Consider the following 22,039-nt stretch of genomic DNA (forward strand, 5'->3'; position numbering starts at 1 on the left):
ATGAACCTTAATGATAAATTACGATGAAATGACCCACCTAAGTATTGAGGTGGGTAACGCGTTACTTGAAAAGAAGAGCACGATAACAACAGCTGAATCTTGCACTGGTGGATGGATTGCGAAAGTTATTACTGATATTGCCGGAAGTTCTGAATATTATCACCGTGGCTTTGTAACATATAGCAATGAAGCAAAGCATGAAATGATAGGTGTTGATGAACAAACTTTGCTTAAATACGGCGCGGTGAGTGAGGAAGTTGTTCTTCAAATGGCTAAAGGGGCACTGATAACAGCTAATGCAGATTTTGCAGTGTCTGTTAGCGGTATTGCAGGCCCTGGTGGTGGTAGCGAAGAAAAACCCGTTGGTTTAGTTTGGTTTGGCTTTGCAATGAAAACACCAACAGGTATTCAAACTACGGCAAAACACTGTATATTCAGTGGTTCACGAGAGCAAGTAAGAGCTGAATCTGTTATTTTTTCTTTAAAATCAATCCTTAAAGAAATTATTAATAATTAACTTGATACTGTATGATTATACAGTATAATGAGTTTCAACAAGCAAAATCATATACGTTTTAATGGTAGTGACCCATCTTTATGCTTCACTGCCCAGAGGGAGATAACATGGCTATTGATGAAAACAAACAAAAAGCATTGGCCGCAGCACTTGGTCAAATTGAAAAGCAATTTGGTAAAGGGTCTATCATGCGTCTGGGCGAAGATCGTTCCATGAACGTTGAAACCATCTCTACAGGTTCTTTATCATTAGACGTTGCTTTAGGTGCTGGTGGTTTACCACGCGGTCGTATTGTTGAAATCTATGGCCCAGAATCTTCAGGTAAAACAACGTTAACACTACAAGTTATCGCAGCGGCTCAACGTGAAGGCAAAATTTGTGCATTTATCGATGCTGAGCACGCTTTAGATCCTATCTACGCTAAAAAACTAGGCGTAGATATTGATAATCTGCTGTGTTCTCAGCCTGATACAGGTGAGCAAGCTTTAGAGATTTGTGATGCATTATCTCGTTCTGGTGCTGTTGATGTTATCGTTGTTGACTCCGTTGCTGCCTTAACACCAAAAGCAGAAATTGAAGGTGAAATTGGTGATTCACACGTTGGCTTAGCCGCTCGTATGATGAGCCAAGCTATGCGTAAATTAGCGGGTAACCTGAAAAACTCCAACACATTGCTTATTTTCATCAACCAAATTCGTATGAAAATCGGTGTTATGTTTGGTAACCCAGAAACAACAACAGGTGGTAATGCACTTAAATTCTACGCATCTGTTCGTTTAGATATTCGTCGTATCGGTTCTGTTAAAAACGGTGATGAAGTTGTTGGTAGTGAAACACGCGTTAAAGTGGTGAAAAACAAGATTGCAGCACCATTTAAACAAGCTGAATTCCAAATTATGTATGGCGAAGGTATTAATACCTTTGGCGAACTGATTGATTTAGGCGTTAAACATAAATTGGTAGAGAAAGCTGGCGCATGGTACAGCTACAATGGTGAAAAAATTGGTCAAGGTAAAGCCAATGCAACAACTTACCTGAAAGAACACCCTGAAATGTATGATGAGCTAAACACTAAACTACGTGAAATGTTATTAAATCATGCGGGCGAATTTACTAGCGCAGCCGATTTTACTAACGATAGTGATAATGCTGCAGACATTGAAGAGACAGAAGAATAATTTTTCTGCCAATGTCTAAATGACTAAATTGAATGTGTATTAAAACATATTACGATTATCGTAGTTGTAAATCACTAGTCAATTAATGTGATTTAACTCACTTAGAAAAGGAAGCTATAAAATGGCTTCCTTTTTGCTATATGTCGTATTTTTTATTCAAAAGAGAGCTAAAATCAGTCTTATTTTGTTTTCTTTTTCTAAAAAATAGCCTTTAACACTACTTTACTTAATATAACGATATTTTTTACTAACCTATTTTCTATAGTTGTATGAAGTTTTATATAGTGAAATTTTGGTGATATATCCTTGTTAATAAATAATCTAAATAAGAATCATTACGATAGTCTAGTTGCATCAGATAATAAATAATTGACATATAAAGATAAATATCTTCAATATATTTGGATCTAATTTAAATTGCATTTAAAGGTTTGTTGAGGTGCAAGATGAATTTTATACGGATAAGTGCTTTTATTTTAGTAAGTTATCGCGCTATTAATATTTTATTTAAGTAATAACATCTATGTGTTTATTACTAATTGCAATAAGAAAAAGAGATTATCCAGAGAAAATAAACGTATAAAGAGTAACTCCACAAAAAAACAGTAATAGCAAATACTTTTTAATAATTACAAAATGAAAATACTTTAAGTTGCTAACATTTCCCAAGATAATTGCTCTTAAAGAGAGAAAAGTCCCATTCTCAGATAACAATCCCACTTTCAGAAAAAAACTAGACGATTTACAATGTCAACACGAATAAGTTTATCGGGGGTTTTACTTCTGACAGAAGAAATTCTATCTTATCCCTACTTATGTATTCGTTGGCTAAGTAGAGGTAACAATAAACCTCCTCTAACTAGATTTCTAATTTCTGTTTTTCCAGCTTGATTTCGGGATAATTATGAGCAAAAGCACCGCTGAGATCCGTCAGGCGTTTCTCGACTTTTTTCATACTAAAGGACATCAAATAGTACCTAGCAGTTCTTTGGTTCCAAATAACGATCCAACATTGCTGTTTACAAACGCAGGGATGAACCAATTCAAAGATGTATTTCTTGGATTGGATAATAGACCTTATTCCCGAGCGACAACCGCGCAACGCTGTGTGCGTGCTGGTGGTAAACATAACGATTTAGAAAATGTGGGTTATACCGCTCGTCACCATACCTTTTTTGAAATGCTAGGTAATTTCAGTTTTGGTGACTATTTCAAACATGATGCAATCAATTTTGCTTGGGAATTATTAACAGGCAAAGAGTGGTTCAACTTACCTAAAGAAAGACTTTGGGTAACGGTATATGCCACAGATGATGAAGCTTATGATATTTGGAATAAAGAAATTGGTATTCCAGCAGAAAGAATAATCCGCATTGGTGATAACAAAGGCGCACCATTTGCATCAGATAACTTCTGGCAAATGGGTGATACAGGTCCTTGTGGACCTTGCACTGAAATATTTTATGATCATGGTGACCACATTTGGGGCGGACCTCCAGGCTCACCAGAAGAAGACGGCGATCGCTATATTGAGATCTGGAACATCGTTTTCATGCAATTTAACCGTCAATCAGACGGCACAATGGATCCATTGCCAAAACCATCGGTTGATACAGGAATGGGATTAGAGCGTATTACCGCTGTTTTACAGCATGTAAACTCTAACTATGACATTGATTTATTCCGTTCTTTAATTAAATCAGTTGCACAAGTGACTAATGCAACTGATTTAGAAAATAAATCATTACGTGTTATTGCCGACCATATTCGTTCTTGTTCATTCCTTATTTGTGATGGCGTTATCCCTTCTAATGAAGGCCGTGGCTATGTTCTGCGTCGTATTATTCGTCGTGCAGTACGTCATGGTTATATGCTTGGCGCTAAAGATACCTTCTTCTATAAGTTAGTAGCTCCATTAATTGAAGTTATGGCAGAAGCGGGTGAAGAATTAAAACGCCAACAAGATATCGTTGAAAAAGTATTAAAAACGGAAGAAGAGCAGTTTGCTCGCACGTTAGAACGCGGTCTGCAATTATTAGATGAAGAGCTTGCTCAATTAACAGATGACGTTCTTCCAGGTGAAACCGCTTTCCGTCTTTATGATACTTATGGTTTCCCTCTTGATTTAACTGCCGATGTTTGTCGTGAAAGAAATATCAAAGTTGATGAAAAAGGCTTTGAAGTCGCGATGGAAGAGCAACGTAAACGCGCTCGTGAATCCAGCGGTTTCGGTACTGACTATAATAGTTTAATCAAAGTGGATAGCCGCAGTGAGTTTTCTGGTTATGAGCATGATGAACAGCAGGGCACAATTACCGCTATTTTCCATAACGGACAATCAGTCACTGAATTAAAAGCAGGTGAAGAAGGTATTATCTTCTTAAATAAAACCGCATTTTATGCAGAGTCTGGTGGTCAAGTTGGTGATAAAGGTGTTCTAACAGGTAAAGATAGCCTGTTTGAAGTCACAGATACGCAAAAATACGGTAAAGCTATTGGTCATATTGGTAAAGTTAACGTAGGGTCATTTATTGTTAACCATAAAATCAATGCAGCCATTGATACTGCTCGTCGTGACGCTATTCGTTTAAATCACTCTGCGACGCACTTATTGCACGCTGCATTGCGCCAAGTTCTGGGCACGCATGTCACGCAAAAAGGTTCTTTAGTTAACGATAAATATCTGCGTTTTGACTTTTCTCATTTTGAAGCTGTTAAACCAGAACAATTACGAGAAATTGAAGATATTGTAAATGCGCAAATTCGTCTTAACTCACCTGTTGTTACTGAGTTAATGGATCTTGAAGATGCGAAAGAAAAAGGTGCGATGGCACTCTTTGGTGAAAAATACGACGAACGCGTTCGTGTTTTAACCATGGGTGACTTCTCTACTGAGCTTTGCGGTGGTACTCACGCTTCTAGAACGGGTGATATTGGTTTATTCCGCATTGTCAGTGAGTCAGGTACTGCGGCTGGTATTCGTCGTATTGAGGCGATTACGGGCATTGCAGCAATTGAGAGTATTCATGAACAATCAGATCTTATCTCTCTTGTTGCACAAGTTCTAAAAAGTGATGGTACAAACTTGGTCGAAAGAATCAAAACAGTCCAAGAAAAACATCGTTTATTAGAAAAAGAACTCCAACAACTAAAAGATCAGCAAGCTGCCCAAGAGAGTTCCTCTTTAGGTAGCCAAGCTAAAAACGTGAAAGGTATCAAACTTTTAGTTCGTGAGCTTAATGGTGTTGAGCCGAAAATGTTAAGAACAATGGTTGATGATTTAAAAAATCAATTAGGTTCTGCAATTATTGTGCTTTCTACTATTTCTGATGGTAAAGTGAGCTTAATTGTTGGGGTCACTAAAGATTTAACTGCTAAAGTTAAAGCGGGTGAGCTAATTAGTTTTGTAGCACAGCAAATTGGCGGTAAAGGTGGCGGTCGCCCTGATATGGCTCAAGCTGGTGGTACTGACGTTGAAGCCTTACCTGCTGCTTTGGCAAGTGTTGACGAGTGGGTTGAATCGCATCTGTAAGCGATAGCAACCTGAAAAAAGGCGCTATCCCTGTTTGTATCGGGATAACGCCTTATAGAGATATTGATAATACGTTAAATAATCAATCACTAAATTTATATTTTGTTATGAAGTATGAGTTACTTGTGATAAATAATGATTATACGAATTGACAATGTATGATGGATAATGGCCGGGAAATTCTAGAGACCCGACTCTTGTAAATTTTCAAGGAGCAAAGAATGCTTATTCTAACTCGTCGAGTTGGTGAAACGCTTATGATAGGCGATGATGTGACCGTAACCGTTTTAGGGGTTAAAGGTAATCAGGTACGGATTGGCGTAAACGCACCCAAAGAAGTATCAGTCCATCGTGAAGAGATCTATCAACGAATTCAGGCCGAGAAAACTCAGCCTACTGATAACTACTAAATCAATTCCCATTTTTTAGTCAGTTACAATTCATTCGTAAGCGTCCACACTTTTGCCGGGTTTGGGCGCTTTTCTCTTTATAAGACTTTTGATTCCTTTCTTTGTTCCTATCTTCGCTCTCCTTGAACTGTATTTATTATTACACTATCCGTTTATTCTGATTGACAGAATTGAAAGTCTTTTTACCTCTAATCATTCGCTTCACAATTATTTGATGTGTGAATGAATTTATTTACTAAGAGAATAAAATACTTGAATGATTTTTCATCAGAGATATCATTGTGTTTAGAACTTTTTTAGCCAATCTTGATGATAAACGCATCAGTTTGTTTGTGAAGTGTTCAAACAAACGTATATTCGTAAAAAGTTGAGAAAAATTGTTTGACTTCTTAGGCTGAGAAAGTAATATGTGCGCCACACAGAGACGAGATGTTCAGTAAGAACTTCTTCGAGTGGTTCTAAATATGGTGAGATGGCCGAGAGGCTGAAGGCGCTCCCCTGCTAAGGGAGTATGCGGTCAAAAGCTGCATCGAGGGTTCGAATCCCTCTCTCACCGCCATTTAGATTTGCATCCTTAGCTCAGCTGGATAGAGTACTCGGCTACGAACCGAGCGGTCGGAGGTTCGAATCCTCCAGGATGCACCATATTCCAACCCCATGATTAATGTATGGGGTTTTTATTTTGGTGCAAATGGTGAATAATTTGCATTAAAAGCGTAAAGTATTAAAACGGCGCATCCTTAGCTCAGCTGGATAGAGTACTCGGCTACGAACCGAGCGGTCGGAGGTTCGAATCCTCCAGGATGCACCATCTCATTACTCAGATTGCTAATTGCAATATGAGTAGCTAGAAAAGTAACTACGATGCATCCTTAGCTCAGCTGGATAGAGTACTCGGCTACGAACCGAGCGGTCGGAGGTTCGAATCCTCCAGGATGCACCATCTCATTACTCAGATTGCTAATTGCAATATGAGCAGCTAGAAAAGTAACTACGATGCATCCTTAGCTCAGCTGGATAGAGTACTCGGCTACGAACCGAGCGGTCGGAGGTTCGAATCCTCCAGGATGCACCATCTTAAAAGCCTCGCTTATTGCGGGGCTTTTTGCTTTCTACCATTCTATTATTTTTCATAATATAACGTCTTTGTTTAGCACCAACTAACAATGCTAACATCATCTAATCAGCGACAATTTAGTGACTTTGCGATAAAGTAACTCCTATCTATTTACTAACATCAATCAACGCGGGAGGTCACCTTTGATCCCGGACGTATCAAAAGCGCTTTCTTGGTTGGAAGCACACCCTAAAGTTTTATGTGGCATCCACCGTGGTATAGAGCGTGAAACTTTAAGAGTTACGCCAGAAGGCAATTTAGCATCAACAGAGCATCCTATTTCATTAGGTAAATCATTAACTCATAAATGGATCACAACTGATTTTGCTGAGTCTCTATTAGAGTTTATTACACCTGTTGATGACAACATTGCACATACCTTGCATTTTTTAGGTGATTTACATCGCTATACAGCACGTCACTTAGATAATGAACGTATGTGGCCTATGAGTATGCCTTGCTTTATTGAAGCCGAAGATAAGATTACCTTGGCTCAATTTGGTACATCTAATGTTGGTCGTTTTAAAACACTCTATCGTGAAGGGCTTAAAAATCGTTATGGCGCGTTAATGCAAACTATTTCAGGTGTGCATTACAACTTCTCACTGCCTATCGAATTTTGGCAAGCATGGGCAAATGTAAAAGATGAAGAGAGTGGGAAAGAGGCGATTTCTGATGGTTACTTACGTCTTATTCGTAACTATTATCGCTTTGGCTGGATCATTCCATTCTTCTTTGGTGCATCACCGGCAATTTGTGGATCTTTCTTAAAAGGAAGAGAAACAAATCTACCATTTGAAAGTACTCCTAAAGGGGCGAAGTATTTACCTTATGCAACTTCATTACGTTTAAGTGATTTAGGGTATACCAATAAATCTCAAAGCGATTTAGATATCACCTTTAATCATCTTGAAACGTATGTCAAAGGGCTGAAAAAAGCGATTCATAAGCCTTCTGAAGAGTTTGCTAAATTAGGTGTTAAGAAAAACGGTGAATATATTCAGTTAAACACCAATGTGTTGCAGATTGAAAATGAACTCTATGCGCCTATTCGTCCTAAACGCGTGGTTAAGGGGGATGAATCACCTTCTGATGCGTTATTACGTGGTGGTATTGAATATATCGAAGTTCGTTCACTTGATATCAATCCATTTACGCCAATTGGCGTTGACGAAACTCAAATTCGCTTCCTTGATTTATTCTTGATCTGGTGTGTATTAGCTGATGCTCCAGAAATGAGCGCCTCTGAATTAGCGTGCTGCCGTTCAAATTGGAATAACGTTATTCTAGAAGGACGTAAGCCAGGTCAAGTTATTGGAATGGGTTGTGGTGAAAGAAAAGAGCCATTAGCTCAAGTGGGTAAAGCCTTATTTGCTGATTTAGAACGTGTTGCTAATGTTCTTGATTGCTGTTCAGGCACTAAATATATGGAAGTTTGCGTTAAGTTAGAAGAAATGTTTGATAATCCTGAATTAACTTTCTCTGGCAGACTTTTAGATAAAATTAAAACGCAAGGCATTGGTGGTTTCGGCTTGTCTTTAGCTGAAGAATATTACCAAGAATTAATTAAAACACCTTATGAAACGTTAACCGATGAAGCTTTTGATCATGAGAGAATTTCATCCATAAAACGTCAAGAAGAGTTAGAAAAGAGTGATACCATTTCTTTTGATGAGTATTTGAAGATCCATGCGGGGACAAACACCGATAACGTGGCTTCCTAAACTTAGATAGAAAAAAGCCACACTAAGATTTGTGTGGCTAAAAAATTCTATAGAGAAATAGGGATGATAACAATTTGCGCGTATTCATTACTAAGACCAGGCTACTTGCAGAAAGTTTCATTTTTTCTTAAAAATATTTAAATTTTTCTTAGGAGGTTTTTTATGCCTTTATTGGATAGCTTTACTGTTGACCATACACGTATGTCAGCACCTGCTGTACGCGTTGCTAAAACAATGAAAACGCCATCAGGTGATACCATCACGGTATTTGATTTACGTTTTACTGTGCCAAATAAAAAAGCCATGCCTGAGAAAGGAATTCATACTCTAGAGCATCTGTTCGCTGGATTTATGCGTAACCATCTTAATGGTGATGGTGTTGAGATAATTGATATTTCCCCAATGGGATGCCGTACAGGCTTCTACATGAGCTTAATTGGACAACCTGAAGAGCAACGTGTAGCTAATGCATGGAAAGCGGCAATGGAAGATGTTTTGAAAGTAAAAGATCAAAACCATATCCCAGAACTGAATGTGTACCAATGTGGTACCTATGAAATGCACTCACTGACAGAAGCACAAGATATTGCACGAGATATTTTATCTCATAGTATTGGCATTAATCATAACGATGAATTAGCATTACCTGAAGAGACTTTAAAAGAGCTACATATTTAAGTCACTGTCACTTCATAAAATTAGGGGACAATAGATCAAGAAATTCGCATCCTGATTTATTGTCTCTTTTTTATTTTTATCTCCTTTATTATTTTTCTTTTCTCTACTCCATTGTTTTATTTTCTTATCTTCTTATATTGTTAGCACAGTAATGGATTAAATTTATGCTTAATACACGGAGTACACTTCTGTTATGGAAAATCGCAAATTCTCATCACCTAAATTAGTGTTAGAGTTTTTTGTTCGAGAATTTTATTTTGTAGGTAAAGGCACATTGCGTACCCAATTTCCTAAAGATGCCTTTTTCTATCAAGGACGTTCTAAAGCACTTGAATATCGTTACTTTGAACGAGTCCACAAAAAGTATGTTAAACGCTCTCAGTGTGAACCAGAGCTTATTATCAAGCCTGATTTATTATTGCTATCATCCGAACTCAATACTGAATTATTTACCAAAATCACTAAACCACAAACAAACACCATAATGAAAATAAGTGGTGATTATCTTTATAAAGAAAAAGAAGAAGAGCAATATCGTTGGTATTTTCAACAAGATAAAATTAAAACAAACAGTTATAGCGGTGATAATTCACAGTTAAAATATGAAAATATTTGTAGCTTAGCACCTCATCATTTTAATATTGAAGCGATAAACGGTGAAGAGGCGCTTATTACTAATTTTCCACGCAAGTCCCTTTCTCTTACTTTGAATAAAGGAGAAACTGCGTGTTTTATTTGTCGGCGTGAAGAGCATGGTGCTGATTATTCTTATCAGCCTGTATTAAACTTAGTTATGTGGGTCAAAAATCATGGTTTCTATTCTGATTATCAACAATTAAAACCTGCAAAACTAATACAAGAGCAAGCGATAGAACCTTTCTATATGAAACCCGCCAGAGAGTTTGATTTTCGTAATAGCAAATTACGATTTGAACTAGGATAAACAGTAAGAAATAAGCGCCTTAGAAGGCGCTTATTTTGTATTCACTAATGATGTGGGATTGAAAGGTGGCGAATTAATGCCTTTTTAATGACGTTATCTTGAACTTCAAGTATTTCAAATTCGTAGTCACTCACTTTTATTTTATTACCTACAACAGGTAAGTCTCCCAACTCTTCAATAATGACGCCGTTGATCGTTCGAGCTTCATCTTCAGGTAAATGCCAACCAAAAGCTTTATTGATATCTCGAATATTTGTTGTACCATCGACTAATAATGAACCGTCTTTTTGTGGAATAACTTCTTCAGCTAAAGATGGGGACATCGAGGTAGTAAAGTCACCAACAATCTCTTCAAGAATATCTTCAACAGTGACTAAACCTTGAATTTCACCATATTCATCAACCACAACACCCGCTTTTTCATTATTACGCTGGAAGTTGACGAGTTGTAGGTTTAATGGTGTGCTTTCTGGAATAAAGTAGATTTTATCGGCCGCTTTCATCAGAATTTGCTTAGTAAATTCTTTTTTCTCTGTCATTAAGCGATAAGCTTCTCGTACTCGTAACATACCAATTGCATCGTCGAGAGTGTCACGATAAAGCACAATTCGACCGTGTGGAGAATGAGTTAATTGTCTTACGATAGATTTCCATTCGTCATTGACGTCGATACCAAAAATCTCATTTCTTGGCACCATAATATCGCCAATCGTCACTTTTTCTAAATCTAAAATCGACAGCAACATGTTCTGATTTCTTTGCGAAAGCTTTGATTTAGATTCATTAACGATAGTTCTCAATTCTTCTTTTGAGACTGCATTTCCCTGTATTATTGGGGATTTGATACCCAAAATACGCATGAGTATTAATGTGATTTTATTAAAAAACCAAACAATAGGCAGCATCATTTTTTGCAAAGGAGAAAGAATAACACTACTTGGATAAGCAACGCGCTCTGGATAAAGTGCCGCGATTGATTTTGGAAGCACTTCAGCAAAAATAAGGATAATAAAGGTCAGCACACCCGTGGCTATTGCTACACCTGCATCACCATATAAACGCATACCAACAATGGTAGCTAGTGCAGACGCAACAATATTAATCAGATTATTGCCAATCAATACTAAACTAATCAATCTGTCAGGACGTTGTAATAATTTTTCCACACGTTTTGCAGAGCGATTTCCTTGTTTTGCAGCATGACGAAGACGATAACGATTAATCGTCATCATACTGGTTTCAGTCCCAGAAAAATAAGCTGAGGCAATAATCATACATACAAGTATGATAATGAGCGTAGTTGTCGACACATGCTCCAAAATTGAGATCCTTTTGCTACCCTAAAATAGAAAATTAATTAAGCACTAACTCTTGTAATAAACGATTACCGAAAAAAGCTAATGTCAAAATAATAGCGCCAATCAAATTAAAGATAATGACTTTCTTTCCTCTCCATCCTTCTCGGAAATGTCCCCATAATAAAATGATGTAAACAAACCAAGCAATGATAGAGAAAATAGATTTATGGATATTTTCTTTACCAAAAATATTATCCATATACACCAAACCTGTACATAAGGTCAGTGTCAGCAATACGACACCTACTTGTGTGATATGAAACATTTTACGCTCAATTGACATTAATGGTGGCATTTGAGGTGAGAATTTTAGTTTCTTATTTTTTAGTTGATAGTCGAGCCAACTAAGTTGTAAAGCATATAGAGCGGCAATTAACAGTGTGGCATAGCTTAATAAAGCCAGCCCAATATGAATAAAGAGTGATGTGCTACTTTCAAGATGTGTAACAAATTCACCCGGCATCAGCGCTGCAATAACAAGATTGACTATTGCGAAACAATAAACAATAGGCAGCAAGAACCATGCACGGCCACGAGAAGCCACAATCGTCATGATAACGCAGACCATCAGGCTCACAATCGCACCTAGATTGGTGAGTGAAAGATTTTGTCCGCTGTGGGGGCGGAAAATTAAAAATTTTAATGAAATGGCATGTGCAATAAGTGCAACTACCGCAAATAGTAGAGCTAATCCGCGGTATCCATTCTGCTCTTTTCGTAACAGACCGGGCAAAAACAGCACCAGACTGAGTAAATAAGCGCAGACAGCGACGATAGAGATTGATATAACGGGCATAGTTTCGCTTACATATATTGTTTGAATAACTTCCTAGTATAGCGCTAGGAGCATACGGCTCCAACTATTGAAGTCATTAAGCTTAAATCTCTATGCAGAGATCCGCGAGTCATCGTGATATAATCGGTGGCATACATGACCGATAAGCCCAACTTTAACACTGAGCTAAGATAATGTTTGAGAATTTAAGTGACAGACTATCGCGCACATTGCGCAATATAAGCGGTCGAGGAAGACTGACCGAAGAAAACATTAAAGAGACACTGCGTGAAGTACGTATGGCTTTATTAGAAGCTGACGTTGCCTTACCTGTGGTTCGTGATTTTATTGCGCGCGTCAAAGAGAGCGCAGTAGGGCATGAAGTTAACAAAAGCCTGACACCGGGTCAGGAGTTTGTGAAGATTGTTCAAAATGAACTCGTCAATGCGATGGGGGAAGTGAATACTGACCTTGATCTATCAGCGCAACCGCCAGCTGTTGTGTTAATGGCAGGTTTGCAAGGTGCCGGTAAAACAACCAGTGTCGCAAAACTAGGTAAATTCTTAAAAGAGAAAAAGAAGAAAAAAGTTCTTGTTGTTTCTGCTGACGTTTATCGCCCAGCAGCGATTAAACAGCTTGAAACGTTAGCCGAAACGGTTGGCATTGATTTCTTCCCTTCAACTGTTCAAGAAAATCCAGTTACAATTGCAAGTAATGCATTAAAACATGCGCAACTTCAATTCTATGATGTATTGCTGGTGGATACAGCAGGTCGTTTACACGTAGATGAAGGCATGATGGAAGAGATCCAACTTCTCCATAAAGCCATTAATCCAGTTGAAACCCTGTTTGTTGTTGACGCCATGACGGGTCAAGATGCGGCAAATACAGCAAAAGCATTCAATGAAGCATTGCCATTAACAGGGGTTGTATTAACCAAAGTTGATGGTGATGCGCGTGGTGGTGCGGCATTATCTATTCGCCATATCACGGGTAAGCCAATTAAATTCCTCGGTGTTGGGGAAAAAACAGAAGCCTTAGAGCCTTTCCACCCAGATCGTATTGCCTCTCGTATTTTAGGCATGGGTGATGTTCTGTCTTTAATTGAAGACATTGAAAGCAAAGTTGATAGAGCACAAGCTGAAAAGCTAGCGACAAAGCTTAAAAAAGGTGATGGTTTTGATCTAAATGATTTTTTAGATCAATTAAAGCAGATGAAGAACATGGGCGGCATGGCGAGTATGTTAAGCAAAATGCCGGGTATGTCTCAGGTGCCAGATGCAGTAAAATCACAAATGGATGATTCAATTTTAGTGAAAATGGAAGCGATTATTAATTCCATGACTAAAAAAGAACGCCAAAAACCAGAAATCATCAAAGGTTCTAGAAAACGCCGTATTGCAGCGGGCTCAGGAACACAAGTGCAAGACGTCAACCGTTTATTAAAACAGTTCGATGATATGCAACGTATGATGAAAAAAATGAAAAAAGGTGGCATGGCTAAGATGATGCGTAGCATGAAAGGTATGATGCCACCTGGATTCCCAGGCCGATAAAATCAAAAAGCCTGAAAAAAAACGTGCTTTGGATTGCTTTTTTCGCCAAAGTGAGTAAACTTTTCGGGCTTTTTATATGACAACCGGACTCCGTTCCTCGATGGCGTCTGGTTGTTTTATTAACTAATGAGGATGTTATGGTAACAATTCGTTTAGCTCGTGGCGGCGCAAAAAAGCGTCCGTTTTACCAAGTAGTAGTAACCGATAGCCGCAATGCACGTGATGGTCGTTTCATTGAGCGTGTAGGCTTTTATAACCCACTGGCAACCGGTAATGCAGAAGAATTACGTTTAGACGTAGACCGTGTTGAACACTGGGTTGCTCAAGGCGCAACAGTTTCAGAACGTGTTGCTGGCCTGATCAAATCAGCGAAGAAAAGCGCTTAATCTGTCGCGGTGGTAACAATGAGCGAACAAAAAACCTTAAAAGAACCTATAGAACCTATTGTAATGGGTAAATTGGGTTCACCTTACGGGATCCGTGGTTGGCTCAGAGTTTTTTCCTCCACCGAACACGCCGAAAACATTTTTGAATATCAACCGTGGTTTATTCAACGTCATGGACAGTGGGAAACTATTGAAATTGAAAGTTGGAAACATCACAACCAAGATATTATCGTCAAGCTAAAAGGTATTGATGACAGAGATGCGGCTAATATCCTGACTAATTTTGAAATTGTTGTGAATGCTTCGCAACTTCCAGAGCTTGAAGGTGAATATTACTGGAAAGATCTGATGGGTTGCCATGTAGAAACTGACAAAGGCTACGATCTGGGTGTCGTTACTGACATGATGGAAACGGGCTCAAATGATGTCATGGTCATTAAAGCTAATCTGAAAGATGCGTTCGGTGCCGGGGAACGGCTAATCCCGTTTCTTGATGGGCAGGTTATCAAGAAAGTCGATCTCTCAGCGAAAAAAATTATCGTTGATTGGGATCCTGGTTTTTAGATTATTCCGGTTAACGGTTCTCAATAGTGGGACACAAAAATGTGGATTGGGGTAATTAGCCTATTTCCAGAAATGTTCCGCTCTATAACCGAGTACGGGGTGACTGGTCGGGCAGTGAAGCATGGTCTGCTTAATGTAGAATGTTGGAATCCCCGAGATTTTACATACGACAGACACAATACCGTTGATGATCGTCCTTATGGCGGTGGTCCTGGTATGTTGATGATGGTACAACCTTTAAGGGAAGCCATTCATCAAGCGAAAGCTGCGGCAGGTGATGGAGCAAAGGTGATTTATTTATCACCTCAGGGACGCAAACTCGATCAACAAGGAGTTTGTGAACTGGCAACAAATGAGAAGTTAATTCTGGTTTGTGGTCGGTATGAAGGTATAGACGAGCGTGTCATTCAGACTGAAATCGATGAAGAGTGGTCTGTAGGTGATTACGTATTAAGTGGTGGGGAATTACCTGCCATGATAATGATAGATGCAGTAGCGCGCTTTGTACCGGGTGTTCTCGGACATGCAGCCTCTGCGAAAGAAGATTCTTTTGCTGAAGGTTTACTGGATCATCCTCACTATACTCGCCCAGAGGTTTTAGATGGTATGGAAGTTCCGGCAGTTTTACTGTCAGGCAACCATGCTCATATTAATCGCTGGCGCATGAAGCAATCACTGGGTCGAACCTGGCTAAGAAGACCTGAGCTTCTGGAAAGCCTAGCTCTGACTGACGAGCAAAGAGTGCTGTTAACAGAGTTCCAACAGGAACATCTGTCAGGAACAGCAGAGTAAGTCTGACACAAGATGTCATTAATATCAGTTTACCTAGGGTAAGAGAGTTATTATGAGCAATATTATTAAACAAATCGAACAAGAACAGATGAAGCAAGATGTTCCTTCATTCCGTCCTGGTGACACTTTAGAAGTTAAAGTATGGGTTGTTGAAGGTTCTAAAAAACGTCTGCAGGCATTCGAGGGCGTGGTTATCGCTATTCGTAACCGCGGTCTGCACTCTGCATTCACTGTTCGTAAAATTTCTAATGGCGAAGGTGTTGAGCGTGTATTCCAAACTCACTCTCCAGTCGTAGATAGCATCACTGTGAAACGTCGTGGTGCGGTTCGTCAAGCTAAACTGTACTACCTGCGTGAGCGTTCAGGTAAGGCTGCTCGTATTAAAGAGCGTCTTAACGCTAAATAATACGCTTTCGCACATCCGAAAGTTATTGTTAAAAGGTCAGCATTTGCTGACCTTTTTTATATCACCCCATGTTGAAAATATTGCTTGTTAGTTTTTACCTCTTTTACCTCTATATCCCTATCTTATCTACTCTTCATATGTCGAGATTCATTAAAAGATAAACTGTAAATATATTTTTACAAAATGGTATTTTAATTCAATCTTCATCACATTATTTATGCTCTCTTTGTTTATTGTAACTAATTGTTATTTATTATTTATTTGCATCAAAAATATCTATCGTAAAGATATGATTACAATGTTGTCAAAATTATTAAAAATATGGATTGATTTCTTTACATCTCGTGTTATCTTATCTTTCAGACACACAAAAATCACAATGACAGATATAAAAAGGTAAAGATTATGATCATGCAAAAAGACGCACTCAATAATGTGAATATCAGCGAAGAGCTGGTTTTAATTACTCCAGAAGAGTTAAAACAAAAATACCCATTGAGTCGCAATGATCTGCATGCCATTGCTCAGTCACGTCAAACAATTTCTGAAATTGTCCAACGTCGTGATCCTCGCTTACTCGTGGTATGTGGGCCTTGTTCCATTCATGATGTCGATGTTGCGTTAGATTACGCAAAACGCCTGAAAGTCTTAGCGTCTGAATTAAGTGATAGTCTGTATATTGTGATGCGTGTCTACTTTGAAAAACCTCGTACAACTGTTGGTTGGAAAGGTTTAATCAGCGATCCATTTATGGATGGTAGCTTTGAGATGGAAAAAGGGTTACATATTGCCCGTAAACTATTGACTGAGCTTGTACAATTAGGTTTGCCTTTGGCGACTGAAGCGTTAGATCCTAACAATCCACAATACTTAGGTGATTTATTTAGTTGGTCTGCAATTGGAGCCAGAACAACAGAATCTCAGACTCACCGTGAAATGGCATCAGGGCTTTCAATGCCAGTTGGATTTAAAAACGGAACAGATGGTAATTTAGATACTGCGATTAACGCGATGAAAGCGGCTTCTATGCCACACCGGTTTATGGGAATTAATCAATCAGGGCAGGTTTGTTTATTGCAAACACAAGGTAACCCTGATGGTCATGTTATTTTACGTGGTGGCAAAACACCAAACTACCATGAAGAAGATGTTGCTCAATGTGAAGCTCAAATGGTAAAAGCAGGATTAAAACCATCATTAATGATTGATTGCAGCCATGGTAATTCTAATAAAGATTTCCGTCGTCAAACGGCGGTGGTTGATTCTGTGATTGAGCAAATTAATAAAGGTAATGAATCTATTACTGGCATTATGTTAGAAAGCCATATTAATGAAGGCAATCAATCGTCAGAGCAATCTCGTAGTGAAATGAAATACGGTGTCTCAGTAACAGATGCGTGTATTAGTTGGGAAACAACGGAGTCAGTGTTAAGAAATTTACATGCTCAACTTTCCCCGATTTTGGTTCAGCGTGAAGCTCAGTTAAAAAAAGTTAGTTAATCATAAAGAAAAAAGAGGCAAGCATAGATGGCTGAAGAATTACAAGGTTTGCGTGAGCAAATTGATCAGGTAGATAAATCACTGCTTTCTTTACTCGCAAAAAGAATGCAGTTGGTAGCTGAAGTGGGAGAAGTTAAAAACCGTCATGGCTTACCGATTTATGCACCTGATAGAGAAGCCGCTATGCTTGCTTCTCGTCGTAATGATGCACAAATGATGGGGATTTCCCCAGATTTGATTGAAGATGTGTTACGCCGAGTAATGCGAGAGTCCTATACTAAAGAGAATGACAAGGGATTTAAAACTCTTAACCCTCAACTTGGTAAAATCGTTATTGTGGGAGGAAATGGGAAAATGGGTAAACTATTTTCTCGTTTGTTTACACTTTCTGGCTATCAAGTTGAAAGTTTAGAAGCTGATGAATGGCAAACTAAGTCACCTGCTATTTTTGATAATGCGGGTATGGTGATTATTAGTGTGCCAATTCATTTAACTGTTGAGGTTATCGAAAAACTTCCTGCTTTACCTAAAGATTGTTTACTTGTTGATTTAGCTTCTATTAAGAAAGCCCCTTTAGAGGCGATGTTAAAGGCACATAGTGGGCCAGTTTTAGGTCTTCACCCAATGTTTGGCCCTGATGTGCCCAGTTTGGCAAAACAGGTCGTGGCTTATTGTGAAGGACGAAATCATCAAGAATTTGAATGGCTGTTAGAGCAATTAATGGTATGGGGAGCAAAAATTGAGGCGATTACGCCAGAAGAGCATGATAAAAACATGAGTTTTATTCAAGCACTTCGACATTTTACTACCTTTGCTTACGGTCAGCATTTAGCAAAAGAAAAAGTTGATTTAGCCAGTTTACTACGGCTCTCATCTCCTATTTATCGCTTAGAATTGGCAATGATAGGACGACTGTTTGCTCAAGATCCTCAACTCTATGCTGATATTATTTTATCATCACAAGAGAATATTGAACTAATTCGTAGATATCATCGTTCTCTAGGTCAAGCTATCGATTTATTAGATATAAATGCAAAGAGTGAGTTTGTTCATTCATTTAATAACGTGAGTGATTGGTTTGGCGATTATGCTTCTCAATTTATGAAAGAGAGTGGTGTATTATTACAAAAGGCTAATGATAGCCGAATTTAGACTAATGACAGAATAAAAAATAAAAAGCCGAACGACATATTCAATCGTTCGGCTTTTTATTTGCTAATGATTCAACTAAATAACAATTGAATATTACCAGACATCACAAGGTGGCCAAACACAGATCTCAGGATCTTGGGGGGCGGTATTACTTTGAGAATATTCAATTTTTGATGTTATATTTTTCTCTCCCTTATCATAAAAATAAGCACTCGCATAACTAGCGAATAAAAATGAGAATATTAAAATATATAATTTATTCATAAGAATTCCTTTAAAAATAAAATGCTTAAAAATTAATAGTCTTTAGGATCTGGGCATGGACTTACTGTACAACGGTTCAAATCCGATTGAGGCGTTAATGAGTAAGTGTGATAACTCTCTTTTAATTTAATTTCATCTACGTTATTAGTAAAAAATAGACTTAAAATCAGTGTGATAAAAGTGTTCATGTTTTTTCCCTGTTATTTAACAATAGATAAAGATCACCTATTTTTACTTAGAAAATAAAAGTAGAAGAATATAAATATACATTTAAAAACAATGAGATAAATATCTTTTTTATTAATAGATTAATGCATATTCTGTTTGTTGTTATTTAATTGTTATCACTGAGTTTAATTTAATAATAATTAATGTTCAACATTGTCTTTTTATTAAAAGTTATTTGTTGATGAGATCTTAAAACTGAATGAAATTAAAAGGTATTATTAAAATTATAACAATGATCAAAAAAATGAATATAACAGTTGTCGTAAATTACATTTTATAAACAATGTTTTTTGCAAGAAATGCTGGAAACTCGACTGTATTATTTTTTATTTATATTCCGATGTGTTTTTCAAGGGGTAATTTATGGATTTTTTAATACAACTCGCCATTATATTAGTATGTCTATTTTATGGAGCTAGGAAGGGAGGAATTGCATTAGGTCTATTAGGTGGTGTAGGTTTGGTTATTTTAGTTTTTGTTTTTAATCTCCCTCCAGGAAAACCACCTGTTGATGTAATGTTAGTTATTATTGCAGTTGTTTCTGCATCAGCAACATTACAAGCATCTGGTGGATTAGATGTTATGTTGCAAATAGCAGAAAAATTATTACGTAAAAATCCAAAATATATTTCTATTGTTGCACCACTCGTAACTTGTACTCTTACAATATTATGTGGTACTGGGCATGTTGTTTATACTATATTGCCAATTATCTATGACGTGTCGATTAAAAATAATATTCGCCCTGAAAGACCAATGGCGGCAAGTACAATCGGCTCTCAAATGGGGATTATTGCCAGCCCAGTGTCTGTTGCCGTTGTTACTTTAGTCGCAATGCTCGGTGATGTGACTTTTAATGGTAAACACCTTGAATTTTTAGATTTATTAGCAATTACTATTCCTTCTACTTTTATCGGTATTTTAGCCATTGGTATCTTTAGCTGGTTTAGAGGAAAAGATTTAGATAAAGACCAGCGCTTCCAAGAATTTGTTTCAGTTCCTGAAAACCATGATTATGTTTATGGTGATACAGCAACACTTCTAGATAAAAAGCTCCCTATGAAAAACTGGGTAGCAATGTGGATTTTCTTAGGTGCAATTGCTGTTGTGGCAATATTAGGTGCTTTCTCTGAAATACGTCCTGTATTTAATGGCAAGCCATTATCTATGGTGCTCGTTATTCAGATGTTTATGTTATTAGCTGGCGCATCAATTATTATTATCTGTAAAACCAACCCTTCTCTTATTTCTAAAAATGAAGTATTTCGTTCAGGGATGATAGCAATTGTTGCCGTGTATGGTATTGCTTGGATGGCAGAAACAATGTTCTCTGCACATATGAAAGAAATAGAAGCTGCATTAGGACAATTAGTACGAGAATATCCTTGGGCTTATGCCGTTGTCTTATTATTGGTATCTAAGTTTGTTAATTCACAAGCAGCGGCTTTAGCCGCAATTGTTCCTTTAGCATTGGGTATTGGTGTTGATCCGGCTTATATTATTGCATCGGCACCTGCTTGTTATGGTTATTATATTCTGCCAACTTATCCTAGTGACTTAGCGGCAATTCAATTTGACCGTTCTGGCACAACTCGAATAGGGCGTTTTGTTATAAATCACAGCTTTATTCTACCGGGATTAATTGGTGTAACTGTTTCCTGTATCTTTGGTTGGGTATTCGCTGCGATGTATGGTTTCTTATAATTAATTCTAAAATAAGAACCAAAAAGAAAAGCCAGATAGCTATATGCTATTTGGCTTTTTTGGGAGCTAGGTTATTTCACTTCAACAGGAACAACATTTTCTGAAGGGTAACAGCCTAGTATTTTTAATGAACGTGTTGTTTGTGATAAATCGTGTAAGGCTTTTTGCATATTGATATCACGCAAATTGGCTTGAACATCAATATAAAACATCTCTTCCCAAGGTGTACCATTAATAGGACGAGATTCGAGTTTTGTCATAATAATGTCGTATTTTTTTAAAATCATTAATGCATCGACTAATGCACCCGCTTGTTGCCCAGTAGCCATTAAGAAGGTTGTTTTAGCGGGTACTTGCTCTGAAACATCAATAGCTTTTCGTGCAATAACAATAAAGCGTGTTACGTTTATTTGCTGATTTGCTAAATTATTAGCTAGAGGTTTTAGACCATAAAGAGAGCCACCGGCTTCACTACCAATTGCCGCAACAAATGGTGATTGTGCAAGAGCTACTTTTTCCATTGCAGCCGCTGTACTTTCACAATATTCAATTTTCCAGTTTGGATACTGATTTAAATAATGGCTGCATTGTTGGAAGGGTTGAGGATGACTATAAATAGTTTGCAACTCTTCTGTACTGCTATCAACACTTGTTAAAAGCGCATGATTAATAGGGATGCGAATTTCTCCAACAATAGAGATTGATGTTGTTTGCAGTAAATCGTAAACATCATTAATTGCCCCCGAACTGGTATTTTCAATTGGCAGCAAACCGTAATCAGCTTGACCAGTATCAACAAGTGTAAAAATGTCGTCAAATTTCTGGCAAGTGCAATCAACGAAGCTATCAAAATGGCGGGCAGCATATTGACGAGCAGCAATATGTGAATAAGAGCCTTTAGGCCCTAAATAAGCAATTCGGGCTGATTCATTAGGCGTTGCATTAAGATGTTGTTGTAGAATGGCTTGTTGCGTTAAGACAGAGTCTTCGATGATCATTTGAAAAATACGGCTAATATAAAAACCATCTAGTCCAACGTTTTTTCCTTTCTCAATTAATAAATCAAGTAATTCACGCTCACGATTTTTATCTCTAATAGGGCGATGTGTATTCAATTTAAATTGAGCAACATCAGCAGATAATTGGCGTCTGTTTGCTAACAATGTTAGTAACTCTGAATCTAACATTGTGATCTTATCTCTGATTGCTGATAAATCGAGTTTTTCCATGTTTAAGCCCTATACCGTTATGTCAT

The 22,039-nt window shown here is 37.8% G+C and carries 20 protein-coding genes and 5 tRNA genes; 20 read left to right on the forward strand and 5 right to left on the reverse strand.

Annotated elements, in window-relative coordinates; all coding sequences use genetic code 11:
* Positions 1-10 precede the first annotated feature (10 nt).
* The 12 genes from pncC (at position 11) to ACWPWK_RS14900 (ending at position 10,099) form a co-directional block, all read left to right on the forward strand.
* Complete coding sequence (gene pncC / locus ACWPWK_RS14845) at positions 11-517, forward strand: nicotinamide-nucleotide amidase (RefSeq protein WP_109373932.1); 507 nt, start codon at positions 11-13, stop codon at positions 515-517.
* Positions 518-624: 107 nt separating this feature from the next.
* Positions 625-1,695, forward strand: coding sequence for a recombinase RecA (gene recA / locus ACWPWK_RS14850; protein ID WP_099075159.1), 1,071 nt, complete (start codon positions 625-627; stop codon positions 1,693-1,695).
* 904 nt (positions 1,696-2,599) lie between these two features.
* Complete coding sequence (gene alaS, locus ACWPWK_RS14855; RefSeq protein ID WP_109373933.1) at positions 2,600-5,227, forward strand: alanine--tRNA ligase; 2,628 nt, start codon at positions 2,600-2,602, stop codon at positions 5,225-5,227.
* A 221-nt stretch (positions 5,228-5,448) separates the two neighbouring features.
* Positions 5,449-5,637 carry a carbon storage regulator CsrA gene (csrA, locus tag ACWPWK_RS14860; RefSeq protein ID WP_004244778.1) on the forward strand — a complete coding sequence of 63 codons (189 nt, stop codon included), beginning with the start codon at positions 5,449-5,451 and terminating at the stop codon, positions 5,635-5,637.
* A 466-nt stretch (positions 5,638-6,103) separates the two neighbouring features.
* Positions 6,104-6,196 (forward strand) — tRNA-Ser (locus ACWPWK_RS14865).
* A gap of 9 nt (positions 6,197-6,205) precedes the next feature.
* A tRNA-Arg gene (locus ACWPWK_RS14870) sits at positions 6,206-6,282 on the forward strand.
* 89 nt (positions 6,283-6,371) lie between these two features.
* A tRNA-Arg gene (locus ACWPWK_RS14875) sits at positions 6,372-6,448 on the forward strand.
* Positions 6,449-6,503: 55 nt separating this feature from the next.
* Positions 6,504-6,580 (forward strand) — tRNA-Arg (locus tag ACWPWK_RS14880).
* Between the two features lie 55 nt (positions 6,581-6,635).
* Positions 6,636-6,712: transfer RNA gene (locus tag ACWPWK_RS14885), tRNA-Arg, on the forward strand.
* Positions 6,713-6,897: 185 nt separating this feature from the next.
* Complete coding sequence (gshA, locus tag ACWPWK_RS14890; RefSeq protein ID WP_109374403.1) at positions 6,898-8,478, forward strand: glutamate--cysteine ligase; 1,581 nt, start codon at positions 6,898-6,900, stop codon at positions 8,476-8,478.
* Between the two features lie 162 nt (positions 8,479-8,640).
* Positions 8,641-9,156: an S-ribosylhomocysteine lyase gene (luxS, locus tag ACWPWK_RS14895; RefSeq protein ID WP_109374402.1), complete on the forward strand. Its 516-nt coding sequence runs from the start codon at positions 8,641-8,643 to the stop codon at positions 9,154-9,156.
* A 193-nt stretch (positions 9,157-9,349) separates the two neighbouring features.
* Positions 9,350-10,099: a hypothetical protein gene (locus ACWPWK_RS14900; RefSeq protein WP_109374401.1), complete on the forward strand. Its 750-nt coding sequence runs from the start codon at positions 9,350-9,352 to the stop codon at positions 10,097-10,099.
* A gap of 44 nt (positions 10,100-10,143) precedes the next feature.
* Here ACWPWK_RS14900 and ACWPWK_RS14905 read toward each other — a convergent pair whose 3' ends face one another.
* Together ACWPWK_RS14905 and ACWPWK_RS14910 are read right to left on the reverse strand one after the other, a co-directional pair.
* On the reverse strand, positions 10,144-11,418 hold the full coding sequence (locus tag ACWPWK_RS14905) for a CNNM domain-containing protein (protein WP_109374400.1): 1,275 nt from the start codon (positions 11,416-11,418) through the stop codon (positions 10,144-10,146).
* A gap of 34 nt (positions 11,419-11,452) precedes the next feature.
* On the reverse strand, positions 11,453-12,253 hold the full coding sequence (locus ACWPWK_RS14910) for a cytochrome C assembly family protein (protein ID WP_109374399.1): 801 nt from the start codon (positions 12,251-12,253) through the stop codon (positions 11,453-11,455).
* Between the two features lie 173 nt (positions 12,254-12,426).
* Here ACWPWK_RS14910 and ffh point away from each other — a divergent pair, with 173 nt between their 5' ends.
* The 7 genes from ffh (at position 12,427) to tyrA (ending at position 18,588) form a co-directional block, all read left to right on the forward strand.
* A complete protein-coding gene (ffh, locus tag ACWPWK_RS14915; protein WP_023580979.1) occupies positions 12,427-13,788 on the forward strand; it encodes a signal recognition particle protein in 1,362 nt (453 codons plus the stop codon).
* A gap of 137 nt (positions 13,789-13,925) precedes the next feature.
* On the forward strand, positions 13,926-14,174 hold the full coding sequence (rpsP, locus tag ACWPWK_RS14920; protein WP_004244772.1) for a 30S ribosomal protein S16: 249 nt from the start codon (positions 13,926-13,928) through the stop codon (positions 14,172-14,174).
* An 18-nt stretch (positions 14,175-14,192) separates the two neighbouring features.
* Entirely contained in the window at positions 14,193-14,738 is a 546-nt protein-coding gene (gene rimM / locus ACWPWK_RS14925; RefSeq protein ID WP_109374398.1) for a ribosome maturation factor RimM, read from the forward strand.
* Between the two features lie 39 nt (positions 14,739-14,777).
* Positions 14,778-15,530: a tRNA (guanosine(37)-N1)-methyltransferase TrmD gene (gene trmD / locus ACWPWK_RS14930; protein WP_109374397.1), complete on the forward strand. Its 753-nt coding sequence runs from the start codon at positions 14,778-14,780 to the stop codon at positions 15,528-15,530.
* Positions 15,531-15,582: 52 nt separating this feature from the next.
* Complete coding sequence (rplS, locus tag ACWPWK_RS14935; RefSeq protein WP_023580978.1) at positions 15,583-15,936, forward strand: 50S ribosomal protein L19; 354 nt, start codon at positions 15,583-15,585, stop codon at positions 15,934-15,936.
* 405 nt (positions 15,937-16,341) lie between these two features.
* Positions 16,342-17,436, forward strand: coding sequence for a 3-deoxy-7-phosphoheptulonate synthase (locus ACWPWK_RS14940; protein WP_109374396.1), 1,095 nt, complete (start codon positions 16,342-16,344; stop codon positions 17,434-17,436).
* Positions 17,437-17,463: 27 nt separating this feature from the next.
* Positions 17,464-18,588, forward strand: a complete 1,125-nt coding sequence (gene tyrA, locus ACWPWK_RS14945; RefSeq protein ID WP_109374395.1) for a bifunctional chorismate mutase/prephenate dehydrogenase — start codon at positions 17,464-17,466, stop codon at positions 18,586-18,588.
* A gap of 93 nt (positions 18,589-18,681) precedes the next feature.
* On the opposite strand, the gene ACWPWK_RS14950 is transcribed toward tyrA, so the two are convergent.
* On the reverse strand, positions 18,682-18,852 hold the full coding sequence (locus ACWPWK_RS14950) for a hypothetical protein (RefSeq protein ID WP_160230054.1): 171 nt from the start codon (positions 18,850-18,852) through the stop codon (positions 18,682-18,684).
* A 32-nt stretch (positions 18,853-18,884) separates the two neighbouring features.
* The gene (locus ACWPWK_RS14955; RefSeq protein WP_167392503.1) at positions 18,885-19,040 is read right to left on the reverse strand and encodes a hypothetical protein; all 156 of its coding nucleotides are present in this window, start codon (positions 19,038-19,040) and stop codon (positions 18,885-18,887) included.
* 403 nt (positions 19,041-19,443) lie between these two features.
* On the opposite strand from ACWPWK_RS14955, the gene ACWPWK_RS14960 reads away from it, so the two are divergent.
* Positions 19,444-20,784, forward strand: coding sequence for an anaerobic C4-dicarboxylate transporter (locus tag ACWPWK_RS14960; protein ID WP_109374394.1), 1,341 nt, complete (start codon positions 19,444-19,446; stop codon positions 20,782-20,784).
* Between the two features lie 71 nt (positions 20,785-20,855).
* Here ACWPWK_RS14960 and pheA read toward each other — a convergent pair whose 3' ends face one another.
* Entirely contained in the window at positions 20,856-22,013 is a 1,158-nt protein-coding gene (pheA, locus tag ACWPWK_RS14965) for a bifunctional chorismate mutase/prephenate dehydratase (RefSeq protein WP_109374393.1), read from the reverse strand.
* Between the last annotated feature and the right edge of the window lie 26 nt (positions 22,014-22,039).

It is taken from the genome of Proteus sp. Marseille-Q3619, assembly GCF_965283115.1.